This window comes from Paenibacillus sp. CMM36, from assembly GCF_053570945.1.
Map to the genome: position 1 here is coordinate 253,026 of NZ_JBSEDY010000002.1, position 16,236 is coordinate 269,261.

The 16,236-nt window shown below is 51.5% G+C and carries 15 protein-coding genes and 1 riboswitch; of the genes, 1 reads left to right on the forward strand and 14 read right to left on the reverse strand.

What is annotated here, in order from left to right; translation table 11 throughout:
- Positions 1-55: 55 nt before the first annotated feature.
- Entirely contained in the window at positions 56-694 is a 639-nt protein-coding gene (locus ACWA2B_RS05170) for a ThuA domain-containing protein (protein ID WP_165146049.1), read from the reverse strand.
- Positions 695-1,133: 439 nt separating this feature from the next.
- On the opposite strand from ACWA2B_RS05170, the gene ACWA2B_RS05175 reads away from it, so the two are divergent.
- Positions 1,134-1,583, forward strand: coding sequence for an AbrB/MazE/SpoVT family DNA-binding domain-containing protein (locus ACWA2B_RS05175; RefSeq protein ID WP_025721620.1), 450 nt, complete (start codon positions 1,134-1,136; stop codon positions 1,581-1,583).
- Between the two features lie 135 nt (positions 1,584-1,718).
- On the opposite strand, the gene ACWA2B_RS05180 is transcribed toward ACWA2B_RS05175, so the two are convergent.
- From ACWA2B_RS05180 to ACWA2B_RS05240, 13 genes are all read right to left on the reverse strand, one after another.
- Entirely contained in the window at positions 1,719-3,176 is a 1,458-nt protein-coding gene (locus ACWA2B_RS05180) for a cobyrinate a,c-diamide synthase (protein WP_069010061.1), read from the reverse strand.
- A complete protein-coding gene (locus ACWA2B_RS05185) occupies positions 3,169-4,257 on the reverse strand; it encodes a cobalt-precorrin 5A hydrolase (protein WP_029518583.1) in 1,089 nt (362 codons plus the stop codon). The genes ACWA2B_RS05180 and ACWA2B_RS05185 overlap by 8 nt, the downstream gene beginning before the upstream one ends.
- The gene (cobM, locus tag ACWA2B_RS05190; RefSeq protein ID WP_029518584.1) at positions 4,250-5,044 is read right to left on the reverse strand and encodes a precorrin-4 C(11)-methyltransferase; all 795 of its coding nucleotides are present in this window, start codon (positions 5,042-5,044) and stop codon (positions 4,250-4,252) included. Before cobM ends, ACWA2B_RS05185 begins: the two co-directional genes overlap by 8 nt.
- Complete coding sequence (gene cobI / locus ACWA2B_RS05195; protein WP_340933514.1) at positions 5,041-5,757, reverse strand: precorrin-2 C(20)-methyltransferase; 717 nt, start codon at positions 5,755-5,757, stop codon at positions 5,041-5,043. The genes cobM and cobI overlap by 4 nt, the downstream gene beginning before the upstream one ends.
- Before the next feature lie 31 nt (positions 5,758-5,788).
- The gene (locus ACWA2B_RS05200) at positions 5,789-7,045 is read right to left on the reverse strand and encodes a bifunctional cobalt-precorrin-7 (C(5))-methyltransferase/cobalt-precorrin-6B (C(15))-methyltransferase (RefSeq protein ID WP_069010069.1); all 1,257 of its coding nucleotides are present in this window, start codon (positions 7,043-7,045) and stop codon (positions 5,789-5,791) included.
- On the reverse strand, positions 7,038-8,183 hold the full coding sequence (locus ACWA2B_RS05205; RefSeq protein WP_449291762.1) for a cobalt-precorrin-5B (C(1))-methyltransferase: 1,146 nt from the start codon (positions 8,181-8,183) through the stop codon (positions 7,038-7,040). Before ACWA2B_RS05205 ends, ACWA2B_RS05200 begins: the two co-directional genes overlap by 8 nt.
- 74 nt (positions 8,184-8,257) lie before the next feature.
- Positions 8,258-8,902: a precorrin-8X methylmutase gene (locus tag ACWA2B_RS05210; RefSeq protein ID WP_069012857.1), complete on the reverse strand. Its 645-nt coding sequence runs from the start codon at positions 8,900-8,902 to the stop codon at positions 8,258-8,260.
- Between the two features lie 167 nt (positions 8,903-9,069).
- Positions 9,070-9,849, reverse strand: a complete 780-nt coding sequence (cobK, locus tag ACWA2B_RS05215; protein ID WP_209947751.1) for a precorrin-6A reductase — start codon at positions 9,847-9,849, stop codon at positions 9,070-9,072.
- On the reverse strand, positions 9,846-10,904 hold the full coding sequence (locus ACWA2B_RS05220; protein ID WP_449291763.1) for a sirohydrochlorin chelatase: 1,059 nt from the start codon (positions 10,902-10,904) through the stop codon (positions 9,846-9,848). The genes cobK and ACWA2B_RS05220 overlap by 4 nt, the downstream gene beginning before the upstream one ends.
- A 92-nt stretch (positions 10,905-10,996) precedes the next feature.
- The gene (gene cobJ, locus ACWA2B_RS05225; RefSeq protein ID WP_449291764.1) at positions 10,997-12,793 is read right to left on the reverse strand and encodes a precorrin-3B C(17)-methyltransferase; all 1,797 of its coding nucleotides are present in this window, start codon (positions 12,791-12,793) and stop codon (positions 10,997-10,999) included.
- A 311-nt stretch (positions 12,794-13,104) separates the two neighbouring features.
- Positions 13,105-13,290: riboswitch (cobalamin riboswitch) on the reverse strand.
- Between the two features lie 57 nt (positions 13,291-13,347).
- On the reverse strand, positions 13,348-13,902 hold the full coding sequence (locus tag ACWA2B_RS05230) for an LOG family protein (RefSeq protein WP_029518593.1): 555 nt from the start codon (positions 13,900-13,902) through the stop codon (positions 13,348-13,350).
- Positions 13,903-14,103: 201 nt separating this feature from the next.
- Complete coding sequence (locus ACWA2B_RS05235) at positions 14,104-14,955, reverse strand: uroporphyrinogen-III synthase (RefSeq protein ID WP_029518594.1); 852 nt, start codon at positions 14,953-14,955, stop codon at positions 14,104-14,106.
- Positions 14,956-15,056: 101 nt separating this feature from the next.
- Entirely contained in the window at positions 15,057-16,211 is a 1,155-nt protein-coding gene (locus tag ACWA2B_RS05240) for a GerAB/ArcD/ProY family transporter (protein WP_069012109.1), read from the reverse strand.
- Positions 16,212-16,236: the final 25 nt, after the last annotated feature.

A 16,236-nucleotide genomic window follows, 5' to 3' on the forward strand; every position in this document is an offset into this window, starting at 1 on the left:
GGGAGCCGCATAAAGCTCGCAGCTCCCCTTCCTCAATGAATGGAATGATCTATGTTTAACCCGGAAAGCGTCCAGCCCACTTAGCAGCCTGAAGCAGCAGCTTACGGTATCCCTCGTGCTGGAAACTTGGCTGATTATGTCCAGGCATCAGGTAGACGACCCGACCCAAGCCATAGGACAGTGACCATGCAGCCGGCCACCACTGACCTTCATACTCGTATTCCATCAGTAGTGTTTTTTCAGTGAATGGATCAAAATCAAAACGATATGGCTCCTCTTGCATTTCGAACGGTTCGATTCCTTCCATAATCGGATGATCCGGCTCTGTTACCTTGAAGGAAAGCTGCTCCGCTGCCGGATGCCGCAGGAAGCGTGCTCCCATGAGCTGTGCTATTTCATAACGTCCTTGCAATGTGATTCCGTTATGCAGCACAAGCAGTCCACCTCCGCCGCTAACATAGGACAGCAGTCCTGCTGTTTGTTGAGGAGACAGAACCTCCTTACGGCTATCACAATACGAGATGCATAGATCGAATGAGGCTAGATTTTCCTTGAGCAGCATTTTACGATTTTCACTGCATTGTACCGTCATCCAATCTTGTAAAATATGGCTAATCTCTTCGTCCACCCCTTGCAGCGGGTGAAACTCCGGATACGAATAATCTCCTAACAACAATGCTTTTCTTTTTTCCATGATAAATCCTCCTTGCCTGACTTGTATATAAGGACTTTAAAGGCGGGGTCCGTGTCATTCATTCTTGTTTGTGGGGTCAAAACGCTCAGAAAATTCTGTTTGGCCCTCATTCATTTCCCATAACACCGCCATCATTGTCCGAGCTACGGCATATATAAATAATTCTACAGACGGCCTATTAAATCCTTTAGCAGAAGATTATAGCATATATGTTCGCTCGGAATAAACTTATTAAAACTTATTCAAAATTTATAAATCTGAACGATGGCGATTCGGCCTCTTTATGGTATACTCGTAAGAAAAAAAGTGCGTCCATGCTTGATTAACAATAAAGGGCCGCTTTTTGTAAGAAATTTATGCTTGCGGTTATAGAATTGATAAGAATTGCCTCAAACCTTATACATTCTATACATCTTAAAAAACCGGGGAGGTTGCATGAATGAAAAGGACTGGAATGACCCGGCCCTTGGACAGCTTGGGGCGAATTGTGCTTCCTAAAGAGTTGCGCATGACGATGGAGATTGACATCGGCGATCCATTAGAGTTTTTTATTGAAGACCAGACACTCATGCTCCGTAAGTACAAATCAACCAACTGTATATTTTGCGGTGCGGTTGATACTAACACCTATTTTAAAGATCAGTTTATCTGCGATGAATGTGCGGCCTCGATGAAAACGGAAGATTTAGTTCCGGTCACAGCGACTGAAACCCATTCACCCCCACTTAAGCAAAACATGCATATGAAAAAAATTTATCAGCGCACAGACGTTATTTTGGAGAAAATGAGAGAGCTTATGGAAGAACATCCAGCATCTTCACAAAAACAACTCGCCTCCATGCTTGGCGTGAGTCAGGGAAGGATTTCCCAGCTGAAAAAGCTCATGTAAGCGTACCACCAAAAAAGTAATGTATACGCTTCCATACCATGTAAGGTTTAAATCTATTGAAATTTAGAAAAGCCGGCCCCTTTCAGGGAATCGGCTTCTTTTTGTTTATATGAAATGGTGGACTCGTTTGCAAAACTATGGACTGTAAGCCCGGCATTGTTCCACCCAACGTGCTGCCGCTTTGGGAAGAGAAGCGAGATGAACATGCGTGTAGGCTGCCAAAAGATTCCCTTTCGCATAGCCTTCGCTCTGAAGACCACGCATCCCCTTGGTTTGATAGGCGTAGGAGTAGGGGGCGGATGATTCGTCATAGTGCATGACAGAATAATGAAATTCATGTCCCCGAATGGTCTGTCCAGCCTCCAGCAGTAAGCAATCCTGCAAAGCGGTTGCTTCACGGTATCCCAGTGCGGCCCGTTTCTCCTGCATGCGGACGTCCGACGGAATAACTCCGGCCATGTGATGGGCATTCCCCATACGATCCGTAAGTGTCCGTGCCAGTACCATATAACCGCCGCATTCGGCGAATACTGGCATATCCCGGCTCACCGCGTTGCGGATATCTTCCAAAAAACCCGTATTTGCAGCGATATCTGCGGCAAACTCTTCAGGGAAACCGCCGCCCAGGTATAGGCCGCTTGCCTGCTCAGGTACGCGTTCTCCCGCCAGCGGACTGAAATAGACAATCTCTGCTCCCGCCTGACGCAGCAAATCCATATTTTCCGGGTAGTAAAAATTGAACGCAGCATCTCTGGCGACGGCGATGACGGGACGTTCCCCGGTATCAGCTTCATGCCCTGCTGATGGAAGCCGATTCAGGGAAAATAATGGGTGCTCGGGCGGGCTGGGCGGCGGAGCCGAATCTGCCAATGCCCGCAGTGCATCCAGATCCGTACCCGCGCGGATCAGCTCTGCCGCCCGTTGGAAAAGCGGCTCCAGCTCGCCGCGTTCCACAGCGGGTACTAAACCCAGATGACGCTCGGGAATATCCAGCCCGTCATCACGCTTTAACCAGCCGAGCACAGGGATGCCGCACTCCTGCTCGATCGCCTTTTTGACGATGCCATAGTGCCCTTGGCTACCGCAGCGATTCACAATTACGCCCACAATGCGTAGCTTGGGCTCCAAGCGCTGAAAGCCGAGCACAATAGCGGCGGCGCTTCGTGCCATACTGCGCACGTCGACCACCAGCAATACAGGGCTGTCCGTCAGCATGGCGATCTCAGCGGTCGAGCCGGTATTGCTGAGCGGGTCCTTGCCGTCATACAGCCCCATGACGCCTTCAATCACGGAAATATCCGCGCCTTCGGAAGCACGGATAAAGGTTTCACGCACCGTATCCGGTGAGGTCATCCATGAATCCAGATTACGGGAAGATGTCCCTGTCGCGGCCGTATGATAGGTGGGATCGATATAATCCGGCCCGCATTTAAACCCCTGCACTCGCAGGCCGCTGTCGGCGAACGCCTTCATCAGCCCGAGGGTAACAGTCGTTTTGCCTGCGCCGCTGCCTGTTCCGGCAACAACAATACGGCTTCTGCGCGTAGCGGCAGACGGATCAGACTGTACAGCCTGCTTCATGATGTCAGTCATAGGAAACCCGCGCTACAGACAACGTCATATTGCCGCTTTTTTTCTTCTCCAGTAGCCAATGGTCTGCACCAGAAGACAACAAGGCTGATGGTTCACTGACCCCATATGCGCCAGTGTATTTAAAGACGGTTTCCGATGGATTGGGAAGCTGCACCGTATTCAGCTCTGACGGAGTATACGTCACCAGCTCCCAGCCGTATTTGGCGCAAAGGGCAAGTAAGCCCTCTTCGTCCTTTTTCAGATCAATGGTGGCAATATTCCGTACGCTTTTCACAGACAAACGCAACTCTTGCAAGGTGTCCAGCACACCCGCCTCCAGCTCCTCTAATGCAGTCCCACGGTTGCAGCCGATACCGAGCACCAAGCTTTTCGGACGGTACAGCACGCCATTAGAAAGAAGCTGCTCTTCTTCCTCCGGCTCCAATAAACGGTCACTCACGACCAACGCGGCGTTAAACGGTTCTTGTAATGCTTCTGCCGTCGAGGCATATACCTTGATATGCCCAGGTACAGGCTTGTCATAACGCCACCAGTTCCGTTCGCCTGTCTCTTGTATGAGCGCAACAGGCTCCTCGTTCACAACAGCAGCGCTCACAGGCGTGGCCTTGTCGAAGCTATCAACCACCCAGCCCAATTCCCGACCCAACATGTCCACCGGAATCGTGCCCTGCACGTCAGATGCAGTTGTGATTACCGCACGTGCGCCTAATACAGCCGCCACATGGCGGGTCAATTCATTGGCGCCACCCAAATGGCCAGACAATACGCTAATGACATGCTCGCCGCGATCATCAATGACAACCACCGCGGGGTCTACCTTTTTATCCACCAAAATCGGCGCAATCATACGAACCACTGCACCGAGGGAAATAATTAAAATGATACCGTTATATTGTTTGAATAAATCCGGCAAGATCAGCTTGACCGAACCCTCGAACAATTGAATACCACGCTCCTGCTCGTCGCCGCGCTCAAACTTGGACATATAATACACATCCGTGCCCGGAAAGTTGGCTCCCAAATTGCGGACCATTTCCACTCCATGCTTCGTGATCGCCACAGCGGCAAATGGATTACTCACCGGACTTCACTCCCTTCCGGTAGCCATGGGTGAACGACTTATCATACAGCTTGGAACGATGCGCATCCTTGTCCACCAGCTCTGGGTCGAGCGCCCAGCCCGCCAAAATCATGGCATGCATCGTTATGCCTGCTGCACGCAAATCGGCGGGTAATTGAGCAAGCGTCGTGCGCACGATCTTTTGATCCGGCCAGGTCGCGCGCTGCACAACCGCTACAGGCGTGTCCTCGCTCCAGCCTGCCGCCAGAAACTCAACGACCACCTTCTTCGCCAGTGTCGCGCTGAGGAATAAAGCCACGGTACAGTGATGAGAAGCTAGATCACGCAGCTTTTCCCGATCAGGTACAGGTGTACGGCCTTCAGCACGCGTCAGAATGACGGTCTGTGTCAGGTCAGGCACCGTTAGCTCTGCACCCAGCACGGCTGCAGAAGCAAAGACCGAGCTGACGCCCGGTACGATTTCGTAGGCTACTCCGCGCTGCTTCAGCAACACCATCTGTTCCAAAATGGCTCCATACACTGCCGGATCGCCTGTATGTACGCGAGCTACACTGCGTCCAGCCTGCACAGCCTCGCTCATAATCTCAACCTGCCGCTCCAGATCCATGCCTGAGCTTTGCAATACCTGCGCCTCTGGTTTGGCCGTGGCAATCAACTCGTCGTTCACGAGTGAATCCGTGTACAATACCACATCGGCCGTGCGTAGAATCCGGGAGCCTTTGACCGTAATCAGCTCCGGGTCTCCTGGACCTGCTCCTACGATATATACTTTGGGCTCCAACGTCATTTGCTCACCACCATTAAACTCAAATATTCAAGCTCCTGTCCGCGCAGCTCACGTGCGTTGCGCCATACCATTTCATAAGGAGAAGTGACCTTGGTAATGACCGATGCACAGTCCCCAAGATTGAGCTCATCCAGCACATCCAAAATCAAATCCAACACCTTGGCAACCTTGATAAATACAACCGTATCGTGATTCTCAATTGCCCGCTTCATCGCTTCCCGATCATCCGTAGCCGGTATAATACCGACCTGCTGATCTCCGTCTGCCAAAGGCAATTCCAGCGCTGCCGCTGCGCCCAACACAGACGAAATGCCCGGAATAGATACAATCGGCACCTCGGGATGAAGATCCTTCATCAGACGCGCCAAGTGAATAAAGGTACTGTACAGATTAGGGTCTCCCTCTGTGACAAAGGCTACATCCTTGCCTTGACTCAGTGCCTCCCAGCATGCAACCACCGTTTTGTTCCACTCACGCTCCAGTACAACCGGGTCCTTGGTCATTGGAAAAATGAGTCCCAGCATCTCCTTTTCCTCCGGGTTGACATACAACTCCACGATCTCGTGAGCATACGATTTGCCTCCCCGGCGTTTCTTCGGATAAGCCACAACTGCACATTCCTGAATCATCCGGTACGCCTTGACTGTAATCAGCTCGGGATCACCCGGCCCCACGCCTACGCCGTAAAGTGTTCCTGTTGCCGCCGTATTCATGCTGTCTCTCTCCCCCTCTTGAATAACCAGCTTACTCCCCTGCTACTTCATCAGCCACGTCCACCGACGGCTGTCCTGTAATGACATATATCGGATTGAGTCCGTCAAAACGCGTCATATTCAAAATCGGCTTGCTGCGCGCTGTTTGCAGTAACGTCACCGAGGTATCGAGTCCTGCTGTTTGCATCGCCTTCATACCGTCATGTAGCGTCTCAATCGTTGCAGCATTCACTACAATTCGTCCATCCTTACGCAGACGGGAAGCGCACAGACGAATCAGCTCGGACAATTCTCCCCCGCTCCCACCGATAAACACCGCATCCGGGTCTGGCAGCTCGTCCAATCCGGCTGGCGCTTTGGCATGAATAACCGGGAAATCGGTGCGGAATTTGATCTTGTTCGCTTCGACATTAGCCAGGTCGCCTTCGTTCTTCTCAATGGCAAATACTTGCCCATACTTGGCCAGTCGCGCACATTCTACCGCTACAGAACCAGAGCCTGCGCCGATGTCCCATACGATGCTTCGCTCGGTCAAACGCAGCTCGGACAAGCTGAATACGCGCACTTCACGCTTCGTAATCAGCCCTTTTTCCGGCTTGCGCTGGTGAAATTCCGCATCCTCGAAGCCAAATCCCCGCCGAATTGCAGGCACGTTTTCCCCCTTACGGCGGCGCAAAATAACCACATTCAATGGTTGGAACGTTCTCTGCGCCATCTCTTCCAGCGTATAATGCTGATACACCTCATCCGGTCCGCCCAAATGCTCGCCGACAAAAGCATCATATTCCGTCATGCCATAATGCAGCAGATAGGCAGCGACTGCACCGGGATGATTCCGGTCGTCCGTCAACAGCGCGACCTTGTTCTGTCCGTCAATCCGCTGCGCCAGTCCGGTCATCGGGCGACCGTGTACGCTTTCCAGCACCGCATCCTGCCAGCTTTCACCGAGACGCGCAAACGCCAGCTGAACCGAGCTAAGATGCGGCATAATATCCAGATGTTCCGCCCCCAGCTTGGCAGACAAATAACCTGCAATTCCAAAAAAAAGCGGATCGCCGGACGCAAGCACGACAATATCCTTGTCCTCACGCAACCGTCCCAATTCTTCCACCACGGCGGATAAGCCGCTCTTTAATGTTCGTTTTTCCCCTGCGGCTGCCTTGAAAAATCCTAGCTGGCGTTCTCCACCAACCAGCAGGTCCGCACGCTCAATTTGCTCCAATGTTTCCTGCGACAGACCTGCCGCTCCATTTTCACCGATACCAATGACACGGATCACTTTACTCACCGACTCTCGCCCTCCCCAGCACGTTCCCTTTCAGCGTTATCAGTACCATTTCCACAACGATTCCACCACCTGCATGCTCCAGACAATGCTGACATCCATAGGTACACAGCTTTTCAAAAAAGCTCAGCGCATTCGCTTCGGTCATCATATCCGCCACCTGCGTAGCTGTATTCGCCTCTGCCACTGCCGCTGCAAGCGACTCATCCACACCCGCTTCACGCGCGACCTCAGCCAAAAAGCCAAAATCCACCGGAGCGCTCTTGGAGTGAACCATCATGATACCTTGAGCGACCTTGGACAGCTTACCGGGCATACCGACGAGAATAATCTTTTTCATTCCCAGCCGTTTCCCATGCTTTATAGCAAAGCCAACAAAGTCCCCCATCTGAATAAAGGCCTCTTCCGTCAGCTGATCATACATTTGCATGGCGTATTTTTCACTGCTGCCGCCTGTGGTCAGGACGATTTCCTCGCAGTTCATCGCTTGCGCAACTGATATGGCCTGCACGACACTGGCTTTATAAGCAGACGTGGAAAACGGAACGACCACACCACGCGTGCCTAGTATGGAAATACCGCCAAGAATGCCAAGCCGCCCGTTCAGCGTTTTCTTGGCAATTTCTTCACCGTCCGGTACGCTGATGACGACACGGACACCTTTGGCCGATCCGTGCTCCTCAAGCACACCTGTCACAGCCTCCGTAATCATCCGGCGCGGCACCGGATTAATCGCTGCTTCTCCGACAGGCACAGGCAGACCGGGCTTCGTTACCCGCCCCACGCCGATGCCACCGTCCAGTTCAATGCCCGGCTCCTCGCGCCAGCTAACGGACGCGATAATTCTCGCCTGATGCGTGGCATCTGGGTCATCGCCACCGTCCTTGATCGTCGTGCAGGAAGCTTCGTCCGCGTCCAACACAGGCTCAATCAGCTCAAACGCATGATCGAAGCCCGCGGGCAGCGATATCACTGCTTCCTTCGGCGGAATGCCTGTGATGAGCAGTTGTACCGCTCCTTTGGCTACTGCAGCCGCACAAGCTCCTGTCGTAAAGCCTGACCGCATTGGCTTGTCCGGTGCGGGAGCTTCACCGCTTTTCATCCGTTTGGGCTTGTCGGCGGACGCCGCTTCCTTTTCCATGCCAATTCCTCCTTAACCTCTTCTGCTGATCATGTTCCAATTCATTTCATGATACAGCAAACGGACAACCGCATCTAGCGGACAGCCATTAAGGAGATCGCATTCAATGCTGCTACGACAATTGTACTGCCGCCCTTGCGTCCAATATTCGTAATGAACGGAATATCCAGCTTGCGCAGCTCGTCCTTGGATTCTGCCGCCGATACGAAGCCTACGGGCATGCCAATCACCAGTCCGGGCTTGGCCGCTCCTTCTTTCACCAGACGAATCAGCTCCAGCAACGCTGTCGGCGCATTACCAATCGCATAGATACCACCTTCGCTCGCCTGAATCGCTTTGCGCATCGAAATAATGGCGCGTGTCGTATTCAGCCTTTTCGCTTCTTCCATGACGTCAGGGTCAGATATGTACACATGCACATCCCCGCCAAATTGACGGATACGATCCTTACTCAGCCCCGCTTGAATCATCTGCACATCTGCCACTACCTGCTGGCCTGCGCGAATAGCTGCAATCCCGGCTTCAATCGCTTTTGGATGAAACACCATGCTGCGGCCCAGCTCAAAATCAGCAGATGCATGAATGACACGCTGTACAACGGGATATTGCTCTGCTGTAAAAGGATGCTCTCCCAATTCTTCTGTGATCATCTCGAAGCTTTTGCCTTCAATCTCCTGCGGCTGTACCGTTAGCGGTTTAAATTCTGTTTTGAAATCCATGGTAGACCACTCCCTTATGGAAAATTAGAAAATAGTTTAGGAAAATGACAATTCATTGCTACTAAATCATGGATACCTGTAAAAACACCTGTTTTAAGATGACTATATTTTAAATACATGCCAGAAGTCGTTCCTGATGAACTGGACTCGCAGGGGTAAGGCTCAACTCAAATTGAAGTTTTCTCTTTTGCTGTACGCAGTGCGTTGATGACTCCGTCGAAATGATCAAATACTGTGCCAAATTCCACTTCCGGCCTGGAAATCAAAAGTACGTGAATCCCCAGCTCCAATGCAGATTGAACCTTTTCATCCACTGCTCCCGTGCTTCCGCTTTCCTTGGTGACCATCACGGTCGTGCCATAGTGCTTGTACAATGCTTCGTTCATCTCGCGGGAAAAGGGTCCCTGCATGGCAATAATATTTTTTTGCTCCATGCCCAGTTCGCCGCATTTCTCCATATTGTCCAGGCGCGGCAGCATGCGTATAACCAGACGAATCTCCGGGTCGCCGAGTAAATGCTTGGTGAACGTGCCGAGCGTCTTACTGCCCGTCGTAAGCATTACAGAACCTTTGAGTTGCTTCGCTTGTAATGCGGCTTCTTCATAGGAAGACACGATGTGGAGCAACGGATGATTGTCATATACAAGTCCTGTCCGCTCATAGCGAATATAAGGAACCCCGGACTCGCGAGCGGCTGTCATCGCATTCGCATGTGCTTCTTCTGCAAAAGGATGACTGGCATCAACAACCGCCTGTATTCCAAGCTCCCGAATCATTGCAGCCATTTCATCGGCTGTCATTCGGCCTGTGCGTACGTCTAGTCCCGCTTCAGACAAGCTGGCTGCCGCGCTTTCGGTTACGACTGAGGTCAATACGTTGAAGCCATTGTCACGGATTTGCAGCGCCAATTCCCGAGCATCGCTCGTTCCGCATAGCATGAATATCATGAGCCCTTCACCTGCCCGCTTCCATTCACTACAGATGGCGTATGTGAATGCTCGTGATGGTGATTATGGTCATCATGGCTGTGAGCATGGACATGCTCATGAGTGTGATCGTGGCTGTGTGTATGGTGATCATGATGGTCGTGCTCATGTGCATGATGGTGGTGATGTTCATGTTCATGATGATGATCGTGGTCATGATCGTGGTGATGATGGTGGTGCTCCTGCGCCTCCAGACGGAACTGGCAGTTATCACAATTGGCCGTAACCTTGCCGAACAAACCTTCCTTAGCTCGCTCCAGCACCAGTTCAACCAATTGGGGATGGAAACCAAAATATCCGCCCATCTCCACTTGTAATGCAGGGTGAGCCTCGGCAAATTCCTGGGTCATTTCTCCGATGCGTTTAATCAGCACACCCGTGAACAGAAAATAGGGAAGCACGATAATCTTTTTGGCCCCCAATCGTACACAACGCTCCAATCCATCGGGAAAGGAAGGCTGCGTCACACCGATAAAGCTGCTCTCTACCCATGTATAAGAAAGCTTCTCCCACAGCATACGGGTGATTTTGAAAAAGTCACTGTTCGCATCTGGATCGCTACTTCCGCGTCCTAATACAAGTACCGCCGTTTCCTCGTCAGGTACCTCGACAGATGCCTCGACAGCGCTAATCATCCCCGCTGGAACTGCAACCGGCTGGGCCTCTTTCAAGCGGCTTAGCAGAATGCTGACGATTTTCTCGTGAACACCAATCGGACGTCCGTATACAAATTCCACCTGCGGATATTTCGCCTTTGCCCGGTCAATAGCCATCGGAATATCAATTTTGGCATGTACCGCTGCGAACAAAATAATCGGAATAAGAACGACACGCGTCGCCCCTTTCTCCACACAAGTTTGCATCCCATCAGCAATGCTGGGACGTGCCAGCTCCAAGAAACAGGTTTCCACGCACATATCCGGTACCCGATCTGCCACTGCCTGTGCAAATTCCAGCAGTTCCTGGTTCCCCTCCGGGTCCCGACTTCCATGTCCAACCAACAATATTGCATCCACTGCTGTTGTTTCCTCCTCTTGAATAGGGATAGCCTGCATGACGCCCTATTTTATATATATGCTTGTATCCCGTTCATCAGGCCTTCAGTCCATTAATCACCACAAACCGCATTCACTTCTACCGTTACTGGTGCATCTTCATGCCGGAACCCCGCAACGACACCTACACGCTTAAAAAATTTATGAAAGCGCTCATTCGGATGTCCTTTTTCCTTATATTCAGCGATGACATGCTCCACGATGTCCGTAATCTGATCACCCGGAATTCCTTCCGCTACAGGCTGAGCGGCATGAGCATTGCGGCCGAATTTTTTGCCACCGAGGAAGAGATCGTACCCACCCTTGCGATAGACGATTCCGATATCCTCTAGTACGGCTCCATAGCAGGCCATACCGCATCCGTTCAAAGCAATGCTCGTTTCCTTGGGTGCCTGTAATCCGCCAAGTACAACCTGTAAATGCTCAGCCACAGGCACCGAGTCATCCTTCTCCATATTGCAGAAGTCGCACGCCTTCACCTTAAACACATCGCCAATCGGCATGACAATGAATCGTTCATCCCGCAGCCGCCCGACCAGCTCCTCGGGGTCTGCACACGGCACGCGCAGCACGATCTGATGATCCGGCGTGTATTCCAGCTCGCCGTCATCACCCGCTACCTCGGCGAGCAGCGCCATCTGGCGAGCGGTGAACTTCTTGTTTCCCACACCCGGGGAAACACCCACCTCAAACAGCGCAGGCTTGCCAAAGCCGCCTGTCGCCATCCCGGCCGCGGCCCCTGCTCCGGCCACCGCCGACGTTCCGGCGGTGCTCTTGGCGGTAGGCGCTTGCCCGCTCCAGCGAGCGTTGGCTTCGCCAGGCAGCTTGCCGCCGACAGCGAGGCGGCTTAGCGCCTCTGCCGCCAGCGATGCCGGGGCCGTGCCGGTTTGCACAGCAGTTGTTGCCTGCACAGCAGCCATCGCTTGCGGGCGTGCCTGCGTCGCAACCGCAGCGCCGCTCGCGGAGGGTCCAGCGGGCGTAGTCGGGGCTGCTCCTGCCTGCGGTGTACCCTCTTGCGCTCCCAGCGACCACGGCTCCGCTTCCGTGCGGAGACGCTGATGCGGCTTGAGCGCCTGCTCGGTCGCATCCAACGTGTATTTGCGCTGATATCCGCGCGGAGTCACGATCAAACCGTCATACACCATCGTCGAGGAATTGCCGATGATTACAGTCGTCAGCATCCCGATGTCATGGTTCAGCATATCTTCCAGCGTCGTTACAATAACTTGCTGACGTTCACGATAAGCGCTCTTCACTAGCCCAACCGGAGTCTGCGGATCACGGTAACGCAGCAAAATGGACTGCGTCTCCACAATCTGGCGGGTACGCCGACCACTGCGCGGGTTGTATAATGCAATCACAAAATCAGCCGAAGCCGCAGCTTCTACACGCTTTACGATCGTTTCCCACGGGGTCAGATGATCACTCAGACTAATCGTGCACGCATCATGCATCACTGGCGCCCCCAACAGTGAAGCACAGGACTGTATAGCCGAGATCCCCGGTACGACTTCTACCTCAACCCCGCCCTCGCGTCGCCAGCCTTTTTGCATCAGCACTTCGTACACCAGCCCTGCCATACCATAGACTCCCGCATCTCCACTGGAAATGACAGCTACCTTCTTGCCCATCTCTGCTTGGCGAACCGCCTCCTGCGCACGGCTCACTTCCTCTGTCATCCCTGTGCGTACAATCTCCTGTCCGTTCAACAGCGGACGGATCAAATCAACGTAGGTATTGTAGCCGATAATGACCTCACTTTCGTCCAGCGCATCCAGCGCCCGTTTTGTGATATGTTCCATATCTCCTGGTCCAAATCCAATCACCAACAATTTTCCTAATGGGCTCATCGTACTCCTCCTATTCATCCTTTTCAGGGCAGCTATCCTATCTATTTCAATGATTTATGCACATCGTGTAACTTAAAAAAACCCCATCCTGCCCGGATGGGGTTTCTATGTACGTATCTCTCATCAGACGAACAAACAGCGTAAGAAGACACGATTTGTCTTCCTCCAGCCTGCCGTTGTTTTCCATCTGTCTGTTTACGCTTCAAACGCTGCTGCACGTTCATATCCACGCAAACCTCTAGCCAACATGGAAAAAGCAACGTGTGCCTGATTTCCTGATTTCGTACACCCATCCTCTCCGCGAAGGTTAACGGTGCATACAGATCAAGGTAGGTCTCCTGGCTTGGCATCAACGGATTCTTTCGTCTTCCCCGTTTTTCACGAGTGACCAATTAAAAAAATCCTCTTCCTTACAGTGGCGGGACCGCTCGGGATTTGCACCCGATTCCCTGTTACCCTTTGCTCAACCGCAAAGGCACCTTGTCTGTCCGCTATTTGATTATGGGTCTTATCATAACCTTGCCTCAATCAGTTGTGCAAGCACGAAAAAAGCTTTATTTCAAGTTCTGTGCTTTATTTTTTAACATATGTAGCAATTCGTCCGGGTCTGCGGAGATGCTCAGTAGCGCTGGATGCTCACTCCCGGTAAACCCCTCTTGCACACTATGACGCACCATTTCTACTAACGGGTCAAAATATCCATTCACATTCAGCAGCCCAATGGGCTTGCGATGAATGCCGATTTGCGCCCAGCATAGTACCTCGAACAGCTCTTCAAAGGTTCCCAAACCACCCGGAAGGGCAATAAAAGCATCGGCCATCTCGCTCATTGCCGCTTTACGCTCATGCATGCTTGCTACCTCAATAAATTCGGTAACTCCCCGATGAATGATCTCTGCATCAAATAACAGGGTGGGCATAATGCCAGTGACCTGACCGTCACCCGCCAGCATTCCATCTGCCACCTCTCCCATTAGCCCCCTGCTAGAGCCGCCATAGATCAGACGGATATGATGGCGAGCCATGGCTTCTCCCAGTTTGCCTGCTGCCTCAACATATACCGATAAATGTCCAGGTCTGGACCCGGCAAATACGCAAATAGAATTCATTAACGTCTCAGCTCCTGTCCTAAGTAGCATCGAAACTTATTCATTATATTAGATAAACATTTTCGCTATAACAAAAATCTTTGTCGATGCATGTCCAACAAAAAAAGATAAAGACCTCGTAGGCCCTTATCTTTATTTTACTCTGTATCCCGAAATATAAGTTCATTTTTTAGCATCTGCATTTATAATTTTGATCTCATTTCAATGACCATTCACGATCTTCAGACCACAGCCATGCACCGAATCGTTATGTTCAAAATATTTGCCCAGCTCCACCATCATCGCGCCCATGCGCTCTTCGGTTGGAAACACGACTCGATCAATCCCTTCTTCCACAATGGACTGTGCAGTCACCTTCCCTACGGATACAGCAATCACATCCTCACGAAAAGCTTCCAGTAAATCCTCGATTCGATTTTGCTCTCTGGCATATTGGGCCAAAAATCGAATTTGCGGACCACTCGTGAATGTAACGGCATCAACATTACGATGGATAACATCCTCCAGTAACGCCTGCAATTTTGCTTCCTCAGGTGGGATATGCTTATAAGGAAGTACCTGGCGGGTCACTGCCCCCTGCTCGTCCAGCCATTTTACCAACCGTGGGGCTGGATCGCCATGCAGTTGCAACAGCACTTCCTTCCCCTTCAGATCGTATGGGGCGAAAGCTCCTGTCAATCCGATCAAACTTCCGTCCTCGTCTCGTACTGCTGGCGTAAAGCCACGCTTTTTGAGTCCATTGACCGTCTTGTAGCCCCGCGCTGCAATGTTGGAGGATTGCAGCAACTCTATAATCTGCTCAGCCACGCCCATATCCTCTGCCATATCGAACAGGGCATCCAGCCCCATGCCTGTCGTGAAGATGTACCAGTCCGGAGGGTTCTTTACCCACGATACAACAGCGTTGCGCAGCTCGATATCATCTAGAAAAACAGTGCCCTGGGCCGGACGATGTACTGGCTCCCCTCCCATCTTCACAACTAGCAGCGCCATTTCGTCTGCTTTACGGGGACCAGCAAGAGCGACTCTCTTACCTGCCATGCGTTGTGCCATTCTGTTTCCTCCCTAGTAGAAGTCGTATTTCTTTCTACCAAGTATACAATCAGAGGGGTAAAAGACAAATAAGAATTACTTTTTCGATGAATACAGTAATCTTATAAGTGGGTGTGTCCTGTTCTATCTCCCTGCCGGCTTTCTAGCTGACTACTGCTATCCCGCTCTCCGTTAGATGCCTTATCATCTCCGCCTTTCCCTTTAGATTTGGGTCGGAGCAACATCCATAGTACCAAGGGCATAAGTACAAAAAAAATGATCATCACCGCGGTCCACTCCCGGCTGAAATCAAAAACTTGCACGATGTTGGAGAACAGCATAAACGAACAGACATAACCTAACAAACCTACGGGCCAAACCATCAGACTCCCCCAGGCATGGGAGAACATACGCTTTACCGCCAAACTGGTAACGTACAGATCAATTCCGATCTTCGTAAGAAAGGTTGGTACGGTCAGTGCTGCCACGAACAAGTCGAACCGATCCAGAAAGTCCGTTAGCTGCAATTGACGCACCAGTTCATACGATGGATAGAACAGCCGTGACAAGATAGGAACACCAATAACCAACTCCGACTGCAACACCAGCATGATCAGAAAAGCGGTTCCGAGCAAATGCCCATACCACGCACTACGTCCATTATAACTCTTTCCAGAAATCACAAAGGGAACCATCAGGATATCGGCCATATATCCCAGCATGCGCCAGCTGCCCTTGATCACTCCCTCTACTTCTGGATGTAAGTAGGGTCTCAGCATCGAAAAATCCATATTACGCCCAAAAAAAAGTGGCATGGTCAACAGCGTCAAAATCAACATCGGCAAAAAAATCTCGGCCATATTGACGATGGTGCTTATTCCGCCTTTGGCCATAAATACCAGAGTTAACAGCACAATAAGAGAAGTGACCACAATCGGAGTCAGCGGCAAAAGCACAACCTCCACTAAATCTGTGATAATTCTCAAATCCCGTGCAAAAATGATCAGGAATAAAATAAGGTAGACTGCAAGCAGCATACGTCCCAGCACAGGATGAGAGCTCACCATCGCCTGCATTAGATCCTGGTCAGGAAAACGACGCTTGAGTTTCAACATCGCCCAGATCGGCAAGCATAGCACGATAGCCGCAATTATACAGGTCCAGTAGGCATGCTGATTCGCGTGATCCGCTGCCTGCGCCGGAGCATGTATAAGGGTAATACCGACCTCCATCAATACACCCAGCAGTACGATTTGTCTGGTTGTGAACTGTTTCATACAGGTCATCCTCCTTTTATCCGCA

What these genes read in the sequence shown, in the direction of transcription:
- ACWA2B_RS05170 (WP_165146049.1), bottom strand. Translation starts at nt 694, where the DNA reads ATGGAAAAAAGAAAAGCATTGTTGTTAGGAGATTATTCGTATCCGGAG.
- ACWA2B_RS05175 (WP_025721620.1), top strand. Translation starts at nt 1,134, where the DNA reads ATGAAAAGGACTGGAATGACCCGGCCCTTGGACAGCTTGGGGCGAATT.
- ACWA2B_RS05180 (WP_069010061.1), bottom strand. Translation starts at nt 3,176, where the DNA reads ATGACTGACATCATGAAGCAGGCTGTACAGTCTGATCCGTCTGCCGCT.
- cobM (WP_029518584.1), bottom strand. Translation starts at nt 5,044, where the DNA reads ATGACGTTGGAGCCCAAAGTATATATCGTAGGAGCAGGTCCAGGAGAC.
- cobI (WP_340933514.1), bottom strand. Translation starts at nt 5,757, where the DNA reads ATGAATACGGCGGCAACAGGAACACTTTACGGCGTAGGCGTGGGGCCG.
- ACWA2B_RS05205 (WP_449291762.1), bottom strand. Translation starts at nt 8,183, where the DNA reads ATGGAAAAGGAAGCGGCGTCCGCCGACAAGCCCAAACGGATGAAAAGC.
- ACWA2B_RS05210 (WP_069012857.1), bottom strand. Translation starts at nt 8,902, where the DNA reads ATGGATTTCAAAACAGAATTTAAACCGCTAACGGTACAGCCGCAGGAG.
- cobK (WP_209947751.1), bottom strand. Translation starts at nt 9,849, where the DNA reads ATGATATTCATGCTATGCGGAACGAGCGATGCTCGGGAATTGGCGCTG.
- cobJ (WP_449291764.1), bottom strand. Translation starts at nt 12,793, where the DNA reads ATGAGCCCATTAGGAAAATTGTTGGTGATTGGATTTGGACCAGGAGAT.
- ACWA2B_RS05230 (WP_029518593.1), bottom strand. Translation starts at nt 13,902, where the DNA reads ATGAATTCTATTTGCGTATTTGCCGGGTCCAGACCTGGACATTTATCG.
- ACWA2B_RS05235 (WP_029518594.1), bottom strand. Translation starts at nt 14,955, where the DNA reads ATGGCACAACGCATGGCAGGTAAGAGAGTCGCTCTTGCTGGTCCCCGT.
- ACWA2B_RS05240 (WP_069012109.1), bottom strand. Translation starts at nt 16,211, where the DNA reads ATGAAACAGTTCACAACCAGACAAATCGTACTGCTGGGTGTATTGATG.